Origin of the sequence: Methyloligella halotolerans (assembly GCF_001708935.1) — a bacterium.
In the GTDB taxonomy this organism is placed as follows: domain Bacteria; phylum Pseudomonadota; class Alphaproteobacteria; order Rhizobiales; family Methyloligellaceae; genus Methyloligella; species Methyloligella halotolerans.
The window spans coordinates 421883-439411 of sequence record NZ_MASI01000002.1; the positions used below are offsets into that span (position 1 = coordinate 421883).

Annotated in this window: 23 protein-coding genes and 1 pseudogene; 1 reads left to right on the forward strand and 23 read right to left on the reverse strand. The window is 62.9% G+C overall.

Annotation, left to right across the window (positions count from 1 at the left end; translation table 11 throughout):
* Positions 1-40 precede the first annotated feature (40 nt).
* The 9 genes and pseudogenes from sucD to A7A08_RS06380 all read right to left on the reverse strand — a co-directional run bounded on the left by sucD (position 41) and on the right by A7A08_RS06380 (position 7713).
* A pseudogene (sucD, locus tag A7A08_RS06340) lies at positions 41-918 on the reverse strand (succinate--CoA ligase subunit alpha).
* Positions 915-1778, reverse strand: coding sequence for a class I SAM-dependent methyltransferase (locus tag A7A08_RS06345; protein ID WP_069094637.1), 864 nt, complete (start codon positions 1776-1778; stop codon positions 915-917). Before A7A08_RS06345 ends, sucD begins: the two are co-directional and overlap by 4 nt.
* Complete coding sequence (gene sucC, locus A7A08_RS06350) at positions 1775-2941, reverse strand: ADP-forming succinate--CoA ligase subunit beta (protein ID WP_069094638.1); 1167 nt, start codon at positions 2939-2941, stop codon at positions 1775-1777. Before sucC ends, A7A08_RS06345 begins: the two co-directional genes overlap by 4 nt.
* Before the next feature lie 146 nt (positions 2942-3087).
* Positions 3088-4056 (reverse strand): malate dehydrogenase, encoded by a 969-nt coding sequence (gene mdh, locus A7A08_RS06355; protein ID WP_069094639.1) that lies wholly within the window; start codon positions 4054-4056, stop codon positions 3088-3090.
* 102 nt (positions 4057-4158) lie between these two features.
* Entirely contained in the window at positions 4159-5295 is a 1137-nt protein-coding gene (gene zapE / locus A7A08_RS06360; RefSeq protein ID WP_069094640.1) for a cell division protein ZapE, read from the reverse strand.
* Between the two features lie 126 nt (positions 5296-5421).
* Positions 5422-5772, reverse strand: coding sequence for an ArsR/SmtB family transcription factor (locus A7A08_RS06365; protein ID WP_069094641.1), 351 nt, complete (start codon positions 5770-5772; stop codon positions 5422-5424).
* Positions 5756-6205: an SRPBCC family protein gene (locus tag A7A08_RS06370; RefSeq protein WP_069094642.1), complete on the reverse strand. Its 450-nt coding sequence runs from the start codon at positions 6203-6205 to the stop codon at positions 5756-5758. Before A7A08_RS06370 ends, A7A08_RS06365 begins: the two co-directional genes overlap by 17 nt.
* Before the next feature lie 53 nt (positions 6206-6258).
* Positions 6259-6717, reverse strand: a complete 459-nt coding sequence (locus A7A08_RS06375; RefSeq protein WP_069094643.1) for a cupin domain-containing protein — start codon at positions 6715-6717, stop codon at positions 6259-6261.
* Positions 6718-6726: 9 nt separating this feature from the next.
* A complete protein-coding gene (locus A7A08_RS06380; protein WP_069094644.1) occupies positions 6727-7713 on the reverse strand; it encodes a cobalamin-binding protein in 987 nt (328 codons plus the stop codon).
* Between the two features lie 161 nt (positions 7714-7874).
* Between A7A08_RS06380 and A7A08_RS06385 the strand changes: the two genes are divergently transcribed.
* Positions 7875-8288 carry a hypothetical protein gene (locus tag A7A08_RS06385; RefSeq protein ID WP_069094645.1) on the forward strand — a complete coding sequence of 138 codons (414 nt, stop codon included), beginning with the start codon at positions 7875-7877 and terminating at the stop codon, positions 8286-8288.
* A 12-nt stretch (positions 8289-8300) separates the two neighbouring features.
* Here the strand turns inward: A7A08_RS06385 and A7A08_RS06390 are convergent, their stop codons facing one another.
* The 14 genes from A7A08_RS06390 to A7A08_RS16480 all read right to left on the reverse strand — a co-directional run.
* Entirely contained in the window at positions 8301-9092 is a 792-nt protein-coding gene (locus A7A08_RS06390; protein ID WP_069094646.1) for a succinate dehydrogenase iron-sulfur subunit, read from the reverse strand.
* A 67-nt stretch (positions 9093-9159) separates the two neighbouring features.
* On the reverse strand, positions 9160-9450 hold the full coding sequence (locus tag A7A08_RS06395; RefSeq protein ID WP_069094647.1) for a GIY-YIG nuclease family protein: 291 nt from the start codon (positions 9448-9450) through the stop codon (positions 9160-9162).
* A 65-nt stretch (positions 9451-9515) separates the two neighbouring features.
* On the reverse strand, positions 9516-11342 hold the full coding sequence (gene sdhA / locus A7A08_RS06400; RefSeq protein WP_069094648.1) for a succinate dehydrogenase flavoprotein subunit: 1827 nt from the start codon (positions 11340-11342) through the stop codon (positions 9516-9518).
* Positions 11343-11346: 4 nt separating this feature from the next.
* On the reverse strand, positions 11347-11721 hold the full coding sequence (gene sdhD, locus A7A08_RS06405) for a succinate dehydrogenase, hydrophobic membrane anchor protein (RefSeq protein WP_069094649.1): 375 nt from the start codon (positions 11719-11721) through the stop codon (positions 11347-11349).
* Between the two features lie 3 nt (positions 11722-11724).
* A complete protein-coding gene (gene sdhC / locus A7A08_RS06410; RefSeq protein WP_069094650.1) occupies positions 11725-12132 on the reverse strand; it encodes a succinate dehydrogenase, cytochrome b556 subunit in 408 nt (135 codons plus the stop codon).
* A gap of 187 nt (positions 12133-12319) precedes the next feature.
* Entirely contained in the window at positions 12320-12865 is a 546-nt protein-coding gene (locus A7A08_RS06415; RefSeq protein ID WP_069094651.1) for a superoxide dismutase family protein, read from the reverse strand.
* A 121-nt stretch (positions 12866-12986) separates the two neighbouring features.
* Complete coding sequence (locus A7A08_RS06420; RefSeq protein ID WP_069094652.1) at positions 12987-14039, reverse strand: MaoC family dehydratase; 1053 nt, start codon at positions 14037-14039, stop codon at positions 12987-12989.
* Positions 14040-14249: 210 nt separating this feature from the next.
* Positions 14250-14339 (reverse strand): pyrroloquinoline quinone precursor peptide PqqA, encoded by a 90-nt coding sequence (gene pqqA / locus A7A08_RS17565; protein ID WP_141693869.1) that lies wholly within the window; start codon positions 14337-14339, stop codon positions 14250-14252.
* A 278-nt stretch (positions 14340-14617) separates the two neighbouring features.
* Positions 14618-14707 (reverse strand): pyrroloquinoline quinone precursor peptide PqqA, encoded by a 90-nt coding sequence (gene pqqA / locus A7A08_RS17570; protein ID WP_069094653.1) that lies wholly within the window; start codon positions 14705-14707, stop codon positions 14618-14620.
* 182 nt (positions 14708-14889) lie between these two features.
* Positions 14890-15375 (reverse strand): cupin domain-containing protein, encoded by a 486-nt coding sequence (locus A7A08_RS06430; protein ID WP_069094654.1) that lies wholly within the window; start codon positions 15373-15375, stop codon positions 14890-14892.
* A 121-nt stretch (positions 15376-15496) separates the two neighbouring features.
* Complete coding sequence (pqqA, locus tag A7A08_RS06435) at positions 15497-15586, reverse strand: pyrroloquinoline quinone precursor peptide PqqA (RefSeq protein WP_069094653.1); 90 nt, start codon at positions 15584-15586, stop codon at positions 15497-15499.
* A 207-nt stretch (positions 15587-15793) separates the two neighbouring features.
* Entirely contained in the window at positions 15794-15922 is a 129-nt protein-coding gene (locus A7A08_RS17125; RefSeq protein ID WP_280948696.1) for an MFS transporter small subunit, read from the reverse strand.
* 14 nt (positions 15923-15936) lie between these two features.
* Positions 15937-17304, reverse strand: coding sequence for an L-lactate MFS transporter (locus A7A08_RS06440; RefSeq protein WP_069094655.1), 1368 nt, complete (start codon positions 17302-17304; stop codon positions 15937-15939).
* A 21-nt stretch (positions 17305-17325) separates the two neighbouring features.
* The coding region (locus A7A08_RS16480) for a hypothetical protein (protein WP_208430581.1) at positions 17326-17529 on the reverse strand (204 nt) is incomplete at its 5' end.

A 17529-nucleotide genomic window follows, 5' to 3' on the forward strand; every position in this document is an offset into this window, starting at 1 on the left:
CGGCTTCAGCGGTGATTGTGCACTGCACAGTCATGTTAGCTCATGCACCATTTAATACCTTAAGTAGCGTGCGTCCAAGGGCTGCGGGCGATTCAGACACGGTAATTCCCGCCGCTTCCATGGCGGCGACCTTGTCCTTTGCCGCGCCCTTGCCGCCGGAGATCACGGCGCCGGCGTGACCCATGCGACGGCCGGGCGGTGCGGAGGCGCCGGCGATGAAGCCGACGGTGGGCTTCTTCACCTTGGCTTCGGCCAGATAGGCGGCCGCTTCCTCCTCGGCGCTGCCGCCGATTTCGCCAATCATGATAATGGCTTCGGTCTGCTCGTCCTCGAGGAACAGCTCCAGGCAATCGATGAAATTGGTGCCATTCACGGGGTCGCCGCCGATGCCGATGCAGGTGGACTGGCCGAGTCCGGCCGCGGTGGTCTGGGCGACCGCCTCATAGGTGAGGGTGCCGGACCGCGACACTATGCCCACCTTGCCCGGGCGATGGATGTGGCCAGGCATGATGCCGATCTTACACTGGTCTGGCGTGATAACGCTGGGCAGTTGGGTCCGATCAGCCGGGATTTGGTGCCGCACAAGGCGCGTTTCACCTTCACCATGTCGAGCACCGGAATGCCCTCGGTGATGCAGACGATGAGCGGCACTTCGGCGTCGATCGCCTCCAGGATCGCATCGGCCGCGAAAGGCGGCGGGACGTAGATCACGGATGCGTTGGCGCCGGTCTCGGTCACGGCCTCCTGGACGGTGTCGAAGACGGGCAGGCCAATATGGGTCGTGCCGCCCTTGCCGGGGGTCACGCCGCCGACCATCCGGGTTCCGTATTCGATGGCCTGCTCGGTGTGGAAGGTGCCCTGGGCGCCGGTGAGGCCCTGGCAGATGACGCGGGTGGATTTGTCGACGAGTACGCTCATGCAGCAGCTTTTTTTATGTTGGGATCCCGCTCGAGGATCGCGTTGATGTTGTCGTCCAAGGGAAGACGGAGGGGATTGAGCAAGCTCATCTTGAGCCCGCAATCGGCCGCCATGGCCTTGAGCGAGTTGGGTGTGAAGTAGTTCACGTGGTCGGGATGCCGGAAGCCGCACCACTTGCCGCCGCGCAGATGGCGGTTGAGGCTGGCGAAGTTCGGCACCCGGATGAAGATGGCGCCCTGGGGTTTCAGTACCCGGACGGCCTCTTGAAGAAGCTCCTTGGGCTGTTTCTCATGCTCCAGGAAGGAGCGCAGGAGGATCGCCTCGAAATGCTCGTCCGGGAATTGCTTCACGCCTTCGACGGCGGGCGCGTGGACGGCATATCCGCCAAGGGCGCGCATGCGCTTATCCGCTTCGGCGGCGAGGCCTTCGGAGATCTCGATGCCGAACGGCACGAAAGTCTCGGGCAGACGCCGGCCTTCGCCGCAGCCCACGTCGAGGACGCGGCCGCCGGGATAGCGGTCGGCGACGTATTCCAGCAGGTTCTTGCGCATCAGAGACAGACGCCAGCGAGTGGCGCGGTCGAGCCACATGACCGCCGGGCTCTGCTTCGAGCGGCGGGTCTTCTCGGCGGCACGGGTCTTCTCCCAGGCGAAGTCCTTGGAGAGCGCTTCGTAGTCCGGCGGGTTCTTGAGGTAGACGAAGCCGCAATCGGCGCATTCCACGACGGCCCAGGGCGGCGAGGAATAGGCCTCTAACGGCTTGCTCGCCTGCTTGCCGCAATTGGGGCAGGCCCGCAGGGCCGCTGTGGCGGCTCCCGGCGTGTCGGTCCCATCGGGCGTGCTGGCGAGCGCAGCGTTCATTTACCCTCCACGGCGGCGACGATCTTCTTGGCGGCATCCTCCAAATCGTCGGCGGCGATGATGTCGAGACCGGAGCCTGCGAGCAGCTCCTTGCCCTTTTCGACATTGGTGCCTTCGAGACGGACCACCAGGGGCACGCCGATATTGGTCTCCTTGGCCGCGGCGATGATGCCTTCGGCGATGACGTCGCAGCGCATGATGCCGCCGAAGATGTTGACCAGGATGCCCTTCACGTTCTCGTCGGACAGGATGATCTTGAAGGCTTCGGTCACCTTCTCCTTGGTGGCGCCGCCGCCCACGTCGAGGAAGTTGGCGGGCTCGCGACCATAGAGCTTGATGATGTCCATGGTCGACATGGCGAGGCCGGCGCCGTTGACCATGCAGCCGATATCGCCGTCCAGCTTCACGTAGGACAGATCGTATTTGGAAGCCTCGACCTCGGCCGGATCCTCCTCGTGGATGTCGCGCAGCTCGGCGATGTCCTTGTGGCGGAAGAGCGCGTTGTCGTCGAAGCTCATCTTGGCGTCGAGGCAGCGGAGCTGATCGTCCTCGGTGACCACCAACGGGTTGATCTCGATCAGGCTGCAATCCTTCGCCAGGAATAACTTATACAGCGCGGCAATCAGCTTGCCGCACTGCTTGGCGAGATCGCCTTCGAGCTTGAGGGCCGCGGCGACCTTCCGGCCGTGGAAGGGCTGCAGGCCGCTCGCCGGATCGACGCTGAAGGTGAGGATCTTCTCGGGCGTCTCGGCCGCGACGGTCTCGATGTCCATGCCGCCTTCGGTGGAGGCGACGAAGGCCACGCGGCCGTCGGCCCGGTCCACCAGCATCGAGAGGTAGAGCTCGCGGGCGATAGGCGAGCCTTCCTCGACATAGACCTTGCGGACGAGACGGCCTTCGGGGCCGGTCTGGGGCGTGACAAGGGTCATGCCGAGCATGCGGTCAGCCTCGGACCGAATCTCGTCAACGGTCTTGACCAGCTTCACGCCGCCGCCCTTGCCGCGGCCGCCGGCGTGGATCTGGGCCTTCACCACATAGGTGCCGGTGTCCAGATGCTTCACCGCCTCGGCGGCTTCGTCGGGTGTCGTGGCGACATGGCCGTTCGCGGTGGGGGCGCCGAATTCCTTCAACAGCGCCTTGGCCTCATATTCGTGCAGATTCATCGGGGCGGGCTACTCGCTGGCAGTTGGTTGCTACAATTGGCCCGGTTTCTGGCATCGGCCGTCCGGAACCGCAAGGCTACGCTCTTGCGATGACAGGACGTAGCCTTTCGAGGCCGGGCTCGTCTTTCGAAAACTTTACGGGACTTCTATGCTTTTCCGAGGTTCGGGGCGATCTTTTGACACGCCTCGACCAGGCCTTTCACCGAGTCCACGGATTTCTTGAACTGATCCTTCTCGGCGCTCGTCAGCTCAAGCTCGACGACGCGGTCGATGCCTTTCGCGCTGATGACCGCCGGAACGCCGGCATACAGACCCTTCACGCCGTATTCGCCGTTCAGATAGGCGGCGCAGGGCAACATGCGCTTCTGGTCCTTGAGGTAGGATTCGGCCATGGCGAGGGCCGAGACAGCGGGAGCATAGAAGGCCGAGCCTGTCTTGAGCAGGCCGACGATCTCCGCGCCGCCGTCGCGGGTGCGCTGGACGATCTCGTCGAGACGCTTCTGGGTGATCCAGCGCATCTTGACCAGGTCGGGCAGCGGGATGCCGCCGATGGTGGAATAGCGGGTGAGCGGCACCATGGTGTCGCCGTGGCCGCCCAGGACGAGGGCCGTGACGTCCTTCACGGAGACGTCGAACTCCTCGGACAGGAAATAGCGGAAACGGGCCGCATCCAGCACGCCGGCCATGCCCACAACCTTCTCGTGGGGCAGGCCTGAGGCCGTCTGGAGGGCCCAAACCATAGCGTCGAGCGGGTTGGTGACGCAGATGACGAAGGCGTCGGGCGCGTATTTGCGCAAGCCGGCGCCCACCTGCTCCATGACCTTCAGGTTGATCTCCAGGAGATCGTCGCGGCTCATGCCAGGCTTGCGGGGCACGCCTGCGGTGACGATGACCACGTCGGCACCCTCGATGGCGGCATATTCGTTGGCCCCGACGAGCTTCGAGCCATAGCCCTCGACGGGCGAGGATTCGGCGATATCGAGCGCTTTGCCCTGGGGCACGCCCTCGACAACGTCGAACAGGACGACCTCACCGAGCTCCTTGATGGCTGAAAGATGCGCCAGCGTTCCGCCGATTTGCCCAGAACCAATAAGCGCGATCCGACTGCGTGACATGCGACCCCCCAAGACACGTGACTGCAGGCCAGTTTAATCGAGTGCGTTGCGATAGCAACTCTTGGGGTTTCGGCGTCGGTGCGGCGTGGCGACCGGGTCTCTTCAGGCGTCTTCGGAGGTCGGCTGCTCGGCCGTCTCGACCTCCAGCCCGGTGTGGCGGCTCTTCAGATAGTCGACGGAACGCATCTCCATGAGGCGGGAGGCCGTGCGGGCGAAACTGTCGGGGTTGTGGCCCTGATAAAGGCTGTCGGGGCTGGCCTCCGCGGAGGCGATGAGGCCCACGCCGTGATCGTAGAGCGCATCCACGAGGGTTGTGAGGCGGCGGGCGACGTTCTGCTGCTCGGGGCCCAACACGGGGATGCCGTCGACAATGACTGTGTGATAGCTGCGGGCGATACGCTGGTAGTCCAGAGGGCCGAGCGGTTGCTCGCAGAGATCGCCGAACGGGAAGCGGGCCACGCCAAGCGCGGCTTGCGGCACCCGGATCTCGCGGCCCTTCACTGTCAAGGTCTCTTCTTCGCCCTCCTGCCGGCCGGTGAGCTTCTGCCAGCTCTTATCGAGGGAGGCCCGGGCGGCCTCGTCGGCGGGGGTCAGATAGAGATCGCTCCCCGCGAGCCGCTCCAGCCGGTAGTCCTTCTCCGATTCCAGCGGCTGGACCTCCATGCGCTTCCGGATCACCTCGATGAACGGCAGGAAGAGTTGTCGGTTCAGGCCGCCCTTGTAGAGATCCTTCGGCGCGGTGTTCGACGTGGCGACGATGGTGACGTTCTTATCGAACAGGGTGCGGAAGAGGCGGCCGACTACCATGGCGTCGGCGATATCAGTGATCTCGAGCTCATCGAGGCAGAGCAGGGTGAGGTTCTTGGCGAGCTCGCTGGCGGCGGCGCGAACGGCCTGCTGCTCGGAGCGCTGGCGAGCCTTCTCGATCTCGTCATGGGCCTCGCTCATGAATTCCTGAAAATGGACGCGGCGCTTCTTCTCGCCGTGCACGCTCTCGAAGAACAGGTTCATGAGCATGGTCTTGCCGCGGCCGACCGGGCCCCAGATGTAAAGCCCGGGGATGGGGTCAGGCTTCTTGGCGAAAGGGTTGAGGCGGTCGATGAGGCTCGGTTCGGGGCGTTTCGCGAGCCGGTCCTGGAGCGCCTGGAGCGCGTTCGCAGCATCGGCCTGGGCGGGGTCGAAATCGATCTCGCCGGCGTCCACCAGGGCTTCATACTTCTGTTTTGGGCCGCCGCGCATCGGTCTTCCGGATTCTTCGCCGGCGGACGCTGGAGGTCGGCCGGCAGGTTGCCTTTTCGAGCTATAACGCTTGGCGGTTAAGCCTTGGTGGTCAAGAGCGCGGGGAAATGGGCCGCAGGCGAGGCGTCAATCCAGATCGCTTTCGACCATCGTCTTCAAGCGGGAAAGCGCGTCGTCCCAGTGGGCGGAGACGAGATCGAGATAGGCTTTCAAATCGTCGATCGCCTTCGGCTCCAGGGCGTAGCGGCTCTCGCGGCCGACGCGCGCGCTATGCACCATCCCGGCGTCCTCGAGCACTTTGAGGTGCTTGGTCACCGCCTGACGGGTGAGATCGGTGCCCTCGGTCAGGGCGGAAATAGACCTGGGCACGCCTCCCGTCAGTTTGGCGAGCAGGTCGAGGCGGGTCTCGTCGCCGAGGGCGGCGAAAAGGGATGCGCTATGGGCGCGGAGATTGTGGTCGCTAAGCGCTCTCGACATAAGCCTTGACGTTCTCGACCTGCTGCGCCCAACCGCCTTCGTTCATTCTGAAGGCTTCGTCGCGGCGCTCCGGCGGGAGCTCGTCGAAGCCGGACTCGACGACCTTCAGCCGCGTGCCGCCATCCGTCGGCTCCAGGGTGAACTCGATCAGGGTCGGCGTCTCCGCGCTGTAATCCCTGTCGGGATCGATCGCGTAAGGGTGCCAGGTCATGGCGAAGTATCGCTCCGGCTCCATGGCTGTCACGACGGATTCCCATCTCAGATGCTCGTAACCCGGATAGGTGATGTTCCCGGTCGAAACTTCGCCGGGGACGAAGGGGCCATCGAGGCGGACCTTGAACCAAGCGCCGAACTTCTCGTGGTCGGTCAAAGCCTCCCAGACGCGGGACACCGGGGCCTCGATCTCGATGGACTTTTCGATACGATCGCTCATGCGCAACCTCCTGGTTGCGTATCTTGTAGCGCGGCATTGTTGAAAGCGCAACCTTATTGTTGCGGTTCGTCGACCTCTTCGACCAGGGGCGCATCCTTTGGCTTGATGCGGATGACGTAGAGCTTGGCTGCGTCGGTCGCATGCTCGTTCATGCCGCGATGGACGGCGTTGGGATCGAGATGGAAGACGTCGCCGGTCTTCAGCTCAGTCCTTTCGACGGAGTGGTCCTGCTTCTCCACCTCGACGACGAAGGGGCCATCGAGCACGTAGACGATTTCCTGGGCGTCCGGGTGGATGTGCCAGGGGAGCGTGGTCTTGGCGGCGATCGTGTAGAGCTGGGCCTTCACCTCTTCCTTCGGATCGCTGGCCAGATCCTCGGCCAGCAGATCCTCTTCCGTGGTGCTCTGCTCGTAGGCGGAAGCGCTGGCGCCGGATTGTGCATCCCGACCAGCGGCAGGTCCGGCGAGGCAAAAGGCTGCCACGAGGCCGGCGATAAGGGTGAGGGATCGCATCCGCTTTCCTTATGCGGCGGAGCTTGCGGCAGAGGAGCTGCCGTCATAGCGGACCCAGCCCTTGCCTTCGAAGCTCGGTGGGAAGAGATCGGAGTGGAGGATCTCCGCCAGAATCTGCAGGCTCTCGACGACGCGCGGGCCGGGACGGTTGAAATACTGGTTGCCGTCGGCGACGAAGACCTTGTTTTCACGGACGGCCTTCAAGTCGTTCCAGCCGGGCCGCTGCTCCAGGCTCGGCATTTCTTCCAGGGTGCGCGCGATATCGAAGCCGCAGGGGTGGACGAAGATCACTTCCGGATCGGTGTTGCGTATGTCGTCCCATTCGACCCAGGGGGACGGCTCGCCCGGCTTGGCGAGGAAGTCGATCCCGCTGGCCAGCTCGACCAGCTCGGGCATCCAGTTGCCGCCGCCCATGAGAGGATCGATCCATTCGATCATGGCGATGCGGGGCTTGCCTTCCGCCTTCGCGGTCAGGCCGGCGATCCAGGTCATGCGATCCCGGGCGTCTTCGATAAGCTGTTCGCCGGCTTCGACGTCGCCGATGGCCTTGGCGACTTTCCGGATGTCCGACCAGATGTCGGCAAGACTGTCGGGGTGGAGGGAGACGATCTCCGCTCCCTGGCCGCCAGGCCCCTTGGCGAAGGTGCAGACCGCATCCTCGACGTCGGAGAGACTGACGGCGCAGACCTCGCAATGATCCTGGGTGACGATGACGTCCGGATCCAGCGCCTCCAGGGCTTCGGCATCGACGCGATAGACGGAAAGGCCCTCCTGGACGATGGCTTTCACGCGCTGGTCGATATCGTAGCTCGTGCCGGCGACGGGGAACTTCGCTTCCGTGAGCTGTGGCAGGCTCAGCACGTCTCCCGGGTAATCGCATTCATGGGAGCGGCCGACGAGCCGGTCGCGGGCACCGAGGGCGCAGATGATCTCCGTGGCGGATGCGATCAGCGATACGATGCGATCGGGCTTGGTATTTGGTGCAATTTCAGACATCGGCGTAGGATAACGCCCGAGGATGCGGTTTGGCGAGCGCAGGCGCGATCCCCATGTAGTGGGCGCCGGTCTTTTAGACGGTATCAATCTTGCCATCGTGTCGCGGCAGTTGCCGCAGCTCGGTCAAGATTTCGGCGCGATGGGTTGCGAGAAGGGCGGCCATGACACTCAAGCATAGCCTCGCGGCCGTTCTGGCCGTGTTTGCCGGCGCGATAGCCCTCGGGGGCTGTACCCATCCGCTCGATTCCTACGAGCGGCTGACGGCGCCCGATCTCACCAAGCCCTATATCGGACGCACCAAGGCCGAAATCGTCACCTGCGCGGGCCAGCCTCATAGCCGGATTTCGAAGCCCGGGGGCGAGATCCTGATTTATCGCTATAGCGGGACCGGTCCGGTGCCGGGCGGGACGCCGAAGGATTGGAGCTGCTCCGCCACCATGGAGTTCACGGGGGACCGGCTTGAGGAGATCAGCTACGCGCCGAAAGACGTGGAAAGCCCTTACACCGAGTTCGGCAAGAAGAAGCCAAACCTGCCGCACTGCACGTTCAGTCTGCCGCGCTGCCGGGGGGCCTAGAGGGTCGCGCGCCTACTCGCCGCGTTCGACCATCAGAGCTCGGATCGAGGCGATGGACTTTGCCGGGTTCAACCCTTTGGGGCAGGATTTCGTGCAGTTCAGGATGGTGCGGCAGCGATAAAGCTTGAACGGATCTTCCAGATCGTCCAGGCGCTCGCCGGTATGCTCGTCCCGGCTGTCGTTGATCCAGCGATAGGCCTGAAGCAGCGTGGCGGGGCCGAGATATTTGTCGCCGTTCCACCAATAGGACGGGCAGGACGTGGTGCAGCAGGCGCATAGGATGCACTCGTAGAGTCCGTCGAGCTCCTCGCGCTCCTCCCGGCTCTGCTTCCATTCCTTGCCCGGGGTCGGGCTGTCGGTCTGGAGCCACGGCTCGACCGAGCGGTGCTGGGCGTAGAAATGGGTCAGGTCCGGCACCAGGTCCTTCACCACGGGCATGTGGGGCAGAGGATAGATGGCGATCAGATTATGACGCGCATCGTCCGCATGCATGGTGCAGGCAAGGGTGTTGGTGCCATCGATATTCATAGAGCATGAGCCGCAGACGCCTTCACGGCAGGAGCGGCGGAAGGTCAGCGTGGAATCGACGTTGTTCTTGATCCAGAGCAGGGCGTCGAGAACCATCGGCCCGCAATCGGCCGTGTCCACCCAATAGGTATCGACGCGCGGGTTCTCCTCCGTGTCGGGGTCGTAGCGGTAGACCTTGTATTCCCGCCAGCGGTTCTTCTCCGCGTCTTTCGGCGGCGGATTCCAGGTCTTGCCCTTCTTGATCTTGGAGTTTTTGGGAAGCGTCAGCTCGACCATGGTGCCTCTTGTTCAGTTGTCATGCCCGGCCCTGTGCCGGGCATCCATGAACACCTTCTTCTCGGTTCTATCGATTGAGCCCGTCAAATAGATCGGCCCAATCAGGGTTGCCCTGCTCGATCAGATTGATCTTCCAATCCCGGGGCCATCGCTTGAGTGATTTCTCCCGTGCAATGGCCAGACCGGGCTCCGAAAACTCCTCCATGTAAACCAGTCGATGAACGGCGTGCCGTCTGGTGAAGCCGTCCACCGCGTCCTGACGATGCTCCCACACTCTCCTTGGAAGATCGGCGGTTACTCCTATGTAGAGCGTCCCATGCCTTCTGCTTGCAAGAATATAGACATAGTAGCTCTTCATCGAACTCCGTGTTCATGGATTGCCGGGACTAGCCCGGCAATGACTCATCAGCGAGTAGCTCCCAATCAGTAGACCCGCTCTTTAGGCTCGATATAAGCGATCTCGTTGGACAGGGTGTAGCTGTGCACGGGGCGATAGCCGAGCTTCACCTCGTGGGTGTCAAAATCGCCCCAGGCCAAGGTGTGCTTCATCCAGTTCTCGTCGTCGCGCTTGGGGTAGTCCTCGCGGGCGTGAGCCCCGCGGCTTTCCTCCCGGTTCAGCGCGCCGTTCACGGTGACCGCGGCCTGGCAGATGAGATTGTCGAACTCCAGGGTCTCGACGAGATCCGTGTTCCAGACCAGGGACCGGTCGGTGACCTTCACGTCCTTGGCTTCCTCCCAGACCGCCTTGATGCCGTCGACGCCGGCTTGCAGCGTCTCCTCGGTGCGGAAGACGGCGCAGTCGTTCTGCATGGTCTTCTGCATCTTGAGGCGGAGCTGGGCGGTGGGGATGTCGCCATCGGCGTAGCGCAGCCGGTCGAGGCGCTCGATGGCGTTCTGGCCGGCATCCTTCGGCAGGTCCGGCATGGAGGCACCGTCACCGGCGATCTCCGCGCAGCGCTGGGCCGCGGCTCGGCCGAACACGACGAGATCGATGAGCGAGTTGGAGCCGAGGCGGTTGGCGCCGTGCACCGAGGTGCAGGCCGCCTCACCGACGGCCATCAGGCCGGGCATGAGGGCGTCCGGATCGTCGGCGGTGGGGCGGATGACTTCGCCATGCATGTTGGTGGGGATGCCGCCCATATTGTAGTGAACCGTCGGCAGGACGGGGATCGCCTCGCGGGTGACGTCGACACCGGAGAAGATGCGGGCGGATTCCGAGATGCCCGGCAGCCGCTCGGCCAGCATCTTGGGCTCCAGGTGGCTCAGATTGAGGAAGACGTGCTCCTTGTTGGGCCCGCCGCCGCGCCCTTCGCGGATCTCGATGGTGATGGCGCGGGAAACCACGTCCCGGGAGGCGAGATCCTTCGCAGTCGGCGCATAGCGTTCCATGAAGCGCTCGCCCTCGCCATTGGTCAGGAAGCCACCTTCGCCGCGCGCGCCTTCGGTGATCAGCACGCCCGCGCCATAGACGCCGGTCGGGTGGAACTGGACGAACTCCATATCCTGGAGCGGCAGGCCGGCGCGGAGCACCATGGCGTTGCCGTCGCCGGTGCAGATATGGGCCGACGTGCAGGAGAAGAAGGCGCGGCCGTAGCCGCCGGTCGCCAGGATCACTTGCTTGGCCTGATAGCGGTGGAGGGTGCCGTCCTGAAGATCGAGGGCCACCACGCCGCGGCAGACGCCTTCCGCATCCATGATCAGGTCGATGGCGAAATACTCGATGAAGAAATCCGCCGAATGGCGGAGCGCCTGGCCGTACATGGTGTGCAGCATGGCGTGGCCGGTGCGGTCGGCGGCGGCGCAGGTCCGCATGGCCTGACCCTTGCCGAAATCGATGCTCATGCCGCCGAAGGCCCGCTGCAGGATGGTGCCGTCATCGGTGCGAGAGAACGGCATGCCCCAGTGCTCCAGCTCGTAGACGGCCTGAGGCGCGTGGCGGCAGAGATACTCGATAGCGTCCTGGTCGCCGAGCCAGTCGGAGCCCTTCACAGTGTCGTACATGTGCCAGCGCCAGTCGTCCGGGTGCATGTTGCCGAGGGACGCGGCGATGCCGCCTTGGGCGGCGACGGTGTGGGAGCGGGTCGGAAAGACCTTGGTGATGCAGGCGGTGCGCAGGCCGGCTTCGGAGCAGCCGACCACCGCCCGCAGGCCCGCGCCGCCGGCACCGATCACCACCACATCGTATTTATGGTCGATGAGGGGATAGGCGCGGCCGTTGACGGACGGTGCATTGGGGCTCTGGTCGTTCATTCGGTTAGCTCCCCAGGCTGATCTTGATGATGGCGAGCGCCGAGGCCAGACCAACGCCGATGGCGAAGAAGCCGGACAGGAACAGCATGGTCATGCGCAACGCGTCGCCATGAATGTAGTCCTCGACGATCTCCTTAAGCCCAATCCGCAGGTGGATAGTTGCGGACAGGACGAGGCCCAGCATCAGCACGGCGACGATGGGATTGGCGAGATAGGTCCGCACTTCCTCGTAGGGGCTGCCGATGTGGAGCAGGATCGAGAGGATCAGAAACAGGACGAGCGGAATGTTGGCCACCGCCGTGAGGCGCTGACGCCAGAAGGTCTCCGGGCCCTTATGGGCCGCGCCCAGGCCGCGGGCTTGCGCGAGCGGGGTTGGCATTTTCTAAAACGATCCTTTCAGCCAGACGCCGCAGATCCAGAGTGCGAGATTGAGCACGGTGGACCCGACGATGGTCGCCCAGGCGAGAAATTCGATGCTGGTCTTGTCCAGCATATGGAGCGTATCCCAGATCAAATGGCGTACGCCGCCCAGCATGTGGTGGATCAGCGCCCAGGTGAACAGGAACAGCAGGATCTGACCGGGGATGCTGCCGTAGAAGGCGCTCACGTCCGCGTAGGATTCAGGCCCCGAGCTCACCGCGACGAGCCACCAGGCGAGCAGGGCGAATCCTACCGCCAAAGCCGCACCGGACACCCGGTGGGTCATGGACATCATCATGGTGAGCATCGGCCGGTAAACCTGGAGATGCGGCGATAGCGGCCGCTCTATCTCTGTCCTGCCGTCGCTCATATGCTCAAATTTTGAATTACCCAGAGACTCAGTCTTATCGCACGCTTCGCAGTGCGGCAATCATGCTGGTCTGCGCCACGTGGTAGCGGCGGGCATGCCCCGCCGCGGGAAAACCGCCCGTCGAAGACGAAAAAGCCCCGGCGCGATAGCCGGGGCCCTTCCAAAGCGGTCGGAAGCCGACGCTGCCTTATTTCTCGATCACGCCGCAAGCGATGCGGTCGCCCGCGTCGCCGGAGGGCTGGCTCTTGTAGTCGTCGATGCCGTCGTGGACCACGATGGCCGAGCCGTCGTCGTCGAACAGGTAGCCCTCATCGTCCTCCAGCAGACCCTCGTCCTCGGCCACGCTCACCTCGTCGTTGTAGACCTCGAAGGTCAGCTTGCCGGACTCGGGCACGGAAATGTTGGGCATGTCGCCCGCGTGAGGACCATCCTCGGTCATATAGCCGTGGGTGTCGTCATCGGGGTTGAAGTGGCCGCCTGCCGACTTGAAGGGCGGCTCGCACTTGCCCGTCTCGTGAGTGTGGAAGGCATGCTCGCCCGGCGGCAGGTTGGTGATGTCGACCTTCAGCAGCACACCGTCGGTGGCGGTCTGGGTCAGCTCGACCGTGCCGACCTCCTTGCCGTCGAGGTCCTTGAGGGTGGCGCTGGCCGCGGCGGCGACCGCCGGCACGGCGAGCATGGCCGTACCGAAGGCGAGGGCGGCAGCGGTGCGCTTAAGGCAACAGGGGGTCATGAAAATCTCCTAAAATCCGTTAGAGCCGGGACCGGCGCAAACTGCTGGCCCATCCACATATGGGCTTAACGCGCGAGTCTCGCGATTGTTTGACGATCCGCCGATGGTCGCAGCTTCGTGCTTAGCGGGGCATTACCAGCCAGCAGTCGAAGTCGAGGACGACCGAATCTTCGTATTTGCCGTCCTCTTTCACGCCGGGGAAGTCGGCCGGATCGCAATCCTTCACGCCGAACAGCCGCACGCGAAGGGCACCGATGTCGTCGCGGCCATCGAGCTCCGCCTTATCGAGGATCTCGCTCCAGGCGTAGATGGTGTCGCCGGCAAAGGACGGGGCCACGTGAGCCGCCCCGTTCAGGGCCGCCCAGTGGAAGGCATTGGAGAGGCCGTTGAACTGAAGGTTCCGGGCGATGGAGATGATGTGGCCGCCATAGACGAGGCGCCGGCCGAAGCGGCCCTGGCCCTCGATATGCTGATTGAAATGCACCCGCGCGGTGTTCTGAAACAGGCGGGTGGCCATCTGGTGCTCGGCCTCCTCGATGGTCTGGCCATCGAAATGATTGATCTTCTGGCCGATCTCGAAATCGTCCCATCGCAAGGGAGAGCCGGCGAGATCGAAGTCGTAATGGTTCATGTCGAGCGACGGCAGCGCCCCGCCGATCGTGTCGGGCGTGACGTGATCGTCGAGATCGGGGATCACTGTCTCCGGCGCGGGCGCATCGAGATTGCGCTTGTTGACCATGACCCAGCGGGCGAATTGCAGCGCGGGTTCGCCGGCCTGGTTGGTGCCGGTGGTGCGCACATAGACCACGCCGTTCTTGCCGGAGGAGTTCTGCTTGATGCCGATCACCTCCGAGGTGGCGGCGAGCGTGTCCCCCGGATAGACGGGCTTCAGGAAGCGGAACTCCGCATAGCCGAGATTGGCGATGGCGTTGCGGGAGACATCCGGCACGGTCTTGCCGATGACGATATGGAAGACGAGATCGTCCGGGATGGGCGCGACCGGATAGCCGATATCCTGGGCGAACTTATCGGAGGACTGGACGGCGAAGCGGGGGCCGTAAAGCGCGGTGAAGGTGCTGACGTCGCCTGTCGTCACGGTGCGGGGCGTGGCGTGGACGATGGTCTGACCGAGCTCGAAATCTTCGAAAAAATTGCCTGCGGCGGGATTTTTCATGTCGCGGATGATCGATTTGGCTGTGGGCGGGAGAAAGCAGCGGGCGCGGAGCCGTCGCCGCTCGAATTCGGCGCGACCATATCGGCGCGGCTCGGCGCTGTCATCCCCGCGTTTGGGGCGGCCAGCTCAGGCAACCAAACAAAAAAAGCGGCGCCCGCATCTCGCTGGGCGCCGCCTTTTCTTATAGCGATCTAACTGATCTGCGCTCGATTAAGCGCGGTCCAGCTCGGCCGGAAGATACGTAGTCACTTCCATACCGGCTTCAGACTCAGTGATCTCAGGTTTCAGCCACTGTTTCATAGCGTCCTCCTTTCGCGTTCTAAATTAGATGTGGGGACGCGAGATTACGCTCGCCTGACTCTCAAATGAAAATGAGATGAAATTCGGCTTTTTGCCGAAAAATTCGGGTTCTGAGGGAGAAATCGGCCCGAAAAAACGTAAAAATCGCCAAAATAGGGGTTAGAGAGGTGCTAAGTGGCGTTCCCATCCCGGAAGAAAAACGCGCAACAAAAAAGGCGGCGCCAGCAATCGCGAGGCACCGCCTTTTTCTGAATTTCGCTTTTAGTCGCGTTTAGCGATTAAGCGCGGTCCAGCTCAGCCGGAAGATAAGAAGTCACTTCCATACCAGCTTCGGACTCGGTGATCTCGGGTTTCAGCCACGTCTTCATGGGTAGTCTCCTCTTGCCAAATTCTTGATTGTAAATATAGCGGCGCTACATGGACACCGCATGACTCGCACATTAACGGAAAATGAAAGCGCGTCGAGGGGGCTTTGGATCAATCAGGCTAGGAAATCTGCCAAAAAAAGACCTCGGCTCCGTGCGATGAAGCGCTCTCGCGGGCGCGGCCGCTACTTGTCCTTGCGGGGATCGTCATCCGGATTGGTGTATTTGATGTTCCAGGGACCGGTCGCAGTCAGGAGCACGACAGTCTCATCCTCGTTCCAAAGATAGTGGGGGTGCTCGGCGGGCAAGGTGAAGCTGGCGCCGACATCGAGTTCATCGCCCTTGTCGCGGTCGAGCTTTTCCCCATGACCGTTCCAGACCGTGCCCTTGAGGACCGTGACGACCTCGGTAAAGGGGTGGGTGTGGGCAGGGATCTCGTAGTTCGGCGGGAATTTAAGATAGGCCATGAAGACGCCGGGCTTGCTTGGGTCTCCGATCAGGAGCGCGCTCTTGGCACCTTTCGGCAGCAGCGCCTCGTCCTGCCAGTCGATGCTGCCAAGCTCGAAGTTTTGCGCCTTGTCTGTAGCCATGCGCTCGATCGGTTGATCGGGCTCGGCGAAGGCCGCACCCGTGAATGCCAAAATCAACGCGCCTGCTAATAGAAGTCTCATCGTCTTCCCCTCTTTTGGCCCGACTGCCGCGCGGCGTGATCGCTCCACGACCGGGCAAAAAGAAAGGCGGCGCCGCGTGTGCGGGCCGCCCTCCTAATTCCGCTTCTCTCAAGGTCTGAGATTAAGCGCGGTCCAGCTCAGCCGGAAGATAGGACGTCACTTCCATACCAGCTTCGGACTCGGTGATCTCGGGTTTCAGCCAGGTCTTCATGGTCAGTCTCCTTTTGCGTTTCTGTGAGCCTGACGGACACAACATCCGTCCTGCCTACAGGGTTCAATTTAGGGTGCGACAATGAGTACCGCATGAAGTGGACATGAAAAGATTCTGACAGGCCGATTAAGCGCCGTTCACCACGGCCGGCCCGTCAGGTCCGTGTCCGGTCTTTCAGCCGACCCTTTCCTCGGGCCGCCGCGGAGATCACTGAAAGAGCTGCATGGCGTTGGCCAGGGTCTGCAACACGCCCCAGGTCAGGGGAATGCCAACGAAGGCCCAGGCCAGGACCAGCTTTACGGTGTTCTGGCCGGAGATGTCGGTGTGTTCGGTCATCAGTTTCCTCCGGGTCAGGCTTTCGCCGGTTCTGGCTGCTCGTGATACTTCTCATGCACCGGGCGCATCATGAGATTGCAGAGGAAGCCCAGGAAGAGCAGCCCCGCCATGATGTACATGGTGACGTTATAGGCGTCCGCCTTCGGCACTCCGCTCTCGATCTGATATTCGCGGATATAGTTCACCAGAACCGGGCCAAACACTCCCGCTGCCGACCAGGCGGTGAGAAGGCGGCCGTGGATGGCGCCGACATAGCGAATGCCGAAGATATCCTTCAGATAGGCCGGGATGGTGGCGAAGCCGCCGCCGTACATGGAGATGATCACGGCGTAGCAGGCGACGAAGAGGGCCATGCTGCCGATGGCGCCGGTCCAGGGCACGGCTGCGTAGAGCGCCATGCCGAGAAGGAAGAAGATCATGTAGGTCGTCCGCCGGCCGATATAGTCCGACGTCGAGGCCCAGAAGAACCGGCCCAGCATGTTGAACAGGCTGAGCAGCCCGACAAAGCCGGCGGCCGCGGCCGCCGTGACGCCCGGAAACATCTCCTGGCTCATGGCCGAGGCTTGGCCCAGCACGCCGATGCCCGCCGTGACATTCAGGCAGAGCACACCCCACAGCAGATAGAATTGCGGGGTCCTCAGCGCGGTGTCGACATGGACGTTCGCGTCTGTGACCATCTTCTTCGGCTGGGATGGCGCGGTATAGCCTTCCGGCTTCCAGCCTTCGGCGGGCACGCGCACGATGGTGCCGCCCACGAACATGAAGATGAGATAGATGATGCCCAGCGTCAGGAAGGTTTGGGCAACACCGACGCTGTCCGGCGTGGAGAAGTAATTCATCAGCCAGACGGACAGGGGCGAAGCGATCATGGCGCCGCCGCCGAAGCCCATGATGGCCATGCCGGTCGCCATGCCCGGGCGGTCCGGGAACCAGGTCATCAGGGTCTTCACCGGCGAGATATAGCCGATGCCCAAACCGCAACCGCCGAGCACGCCGTAGCCGAGATAGATCAGCCAGAGCTGGTGGAGATAAACGCCCACCGACGAGACAAGAAAGCCGCCGCCGAACAGGATGCCGGCGATGAACATGGCCTTGCGGGGGCCCTGGCGGTCGAGCCAGCTGCCGGTGAAGGCGGCGGCGAGGCCGAGAAAGACGATGGCGATGGAGAAGATCCAGCCCAGCTCGGTGAGCTTCCAGTCGTCAGGAGCGGATTCGGTGATGCCGATCAGCTTGGTCATCGGCAGGTTGAATACGCTGAAGGCATAGACCTGGCCGATGCACAGATGCACGCAGAGTGCGGCCGGGGGCACCAGCCATCGGCTGAAGCCCGGCTTCGCGACGATGTTTTCGCGGCTGAACCAGTTCGAGGCGCTTTCCGCCATTTCGCTTCCCCCCAAAGGAATTCAGTTTTCCATTGTTGTGCGACAGTTTGACCGGCCGAGGCAAGGGTGAGCAAGAAGAAGCTGCGTGCAGATGTGATCCCAATGGCTGGACAAAAGCGTATCAGGCTGAAAATGTTCGCGCGGATTTGGAGCAACTAGGAGGGCGAAAGACAGTGCCGCTACCCAAGGATCTGGTTGAAGGTCATCGCCGCTTTCGGCGGGATA

Excerpts from the sequence above, each read along its gene's own strand:
- A7A08_RS06430 (WP_069094654.1), bottom strand. The coding sequence starts at position 15,375 with ATGAGACTTCTATTAGCAGGCGCGTTGATTTTGGCATTCACGGGTGCG.
- A7A08_RS06440 (WP_069094655.1), bottom strand. The coding sequence starts at position 17,304 with ATGGCGGAAAGCGCCTCGAACTGGTTCAGCCGCGAAAACATCGTCGCG.
- A7A08_RS17125 (WP_280948696.1), bottom strand. The coding sequence starts at position 15,922 with ATGACCGAACACACCGACATCTCCGGCCAGAACACCGTAAAGCTGGTC.
- A7A08_RS06385 (WP_069094645.1), top strand. The coding sequence starts at position 7,875 with ATGACACTCAAGCATAGCCTCGCGGCCGTTCTGGCCGTGTTTGCCGGC.
- sdhA (WP_069094648.1), bottom strand. The coding sequence starts at position 11,342 with ATGAACGACCAGAGCCCCAATGCACCGTCCGTCAACGGCCGCGCCTAT.
- sdhD (WP_069094649.1), bottom strand. The coding sequence starts at position 11,721 with ATGCCAACCCCGCTCGCGCAAGCCCGCGGCCTGGGCGCGGCCCATAAG.
- A7A08_RS06420 (WP_069094652.1), bottom strand. The coding sequence starts at position 14,039 with ATGAAAAATCCCGCCGCAGGCAATTTTTTCGAAGATTTCGAGCTCGGT.
- A7A08_RS06415 (WP_069094651.1), bottom strand. The coding sequence starts at position 12,865 with ATGACCCCCTGTTGCCTTAAGCGCACCGCTGCCGCCCTCGCCTTCGGT.
- A7A08_RS06365 (WP_069094641.1), bottom strand. The coding sequence starts at position 5,772 with ATGTCGAGAGCGCTTAGCGACCACAATCTCCGCGCCCATAGCGCATCC.
- pqqA (WP_141693869.1), bottom strand. The coding sequence starts at position 14,339 with ATGAAACAGTGGCTGAAACCTGAGATCACTGAGTCTGAAGCCGGTATG.
- A7A08_RS06375 (WP_069094643.1), bottom strand. The coding sequence starts at position 6,717 with ATGCGATCCCTCACCCTTATCGCCGGCCTCGTGGCAGCCTTTTGCCTC.
- pqqA (WP_069094653.1), bottom strand. The coding sequence starts at position 15,586 with ATGAAGACCTGGCTGAAACCCGAGATCACCGAGTCCGAAGCTGGTATG.
- A7A08_RS06380 (WP_069094644.1), bottom strand. The coding sequence starts at position 7,713 with ATGTCTGAAATTGCACCAAATACCAAGCCCGATCGCATCGTATCGCTG.
- pqqA (WP_069094653.1), bottom strand. The coding sequence starts at position 14,707 with ATGAAGACGTGGCTGAAACCCGAGATCACCGAGTCCGAAGCTGGTATG.
- A7A08_RS06370 (WP_069094642.1), bottom strand. The coding sequence starts at position 6,205 with ATGAGCGATCGTATCGAAAAGTCCATCGAGATCGAGGCCCCGGTGTCC.
- mdh (WP_069094639.1), bottom strand. The coding sequence starts at position 4,056 with ATGTCACGCAGTCGGATCGCGCTTATTGGTTCTGGGCAAATCGGCGGA.
- sdhC (WP_069094650.1), bottom strand. The coding sequence starts at position 12,132 with ATGAGCGACGGCAGGACAGAGATAGAGCGGCCGCTATCGCCGCATCTC.
- zapE (WP_069094640.1), bottom strand. The coding sequence starts at position 5,295 with ATGCGCGGCGGCCCAAAACAGAAGTATGAAGCCCTGGTGGACGCCGGC.
- A7A08_RS06395 (WP_069094647.1), bottom strand. The coding sequence starts at position 9,450 with ATGAAGAGCTACTATGTCTATATTCTTGCAAGCAGAAGGCATGGGACG.
- A7A08_RS06345 (WP_069094637.1), bottom strand. The coding sequence starts at position 1,778 with ATGAACGCTGCGCTCGCCAGCACGCCCGATGGGACCGACACGCCGGGA.
- sucC (WP_069094638.1), bottom strand. The coding sequence starts at position 2,941 with ATGAATCTGCACGAATATGAGGCCAAGGCGCTGTTGAAGGAATTCGGC.
- A7A08_RS06390 (WP_069094646.1), bottom strand. The coding sequence starts at position 9,092 with ATGGTCGAGCTGACGCTTCCCAAAAACTCCAAGATCAAGAAGGGCAAG.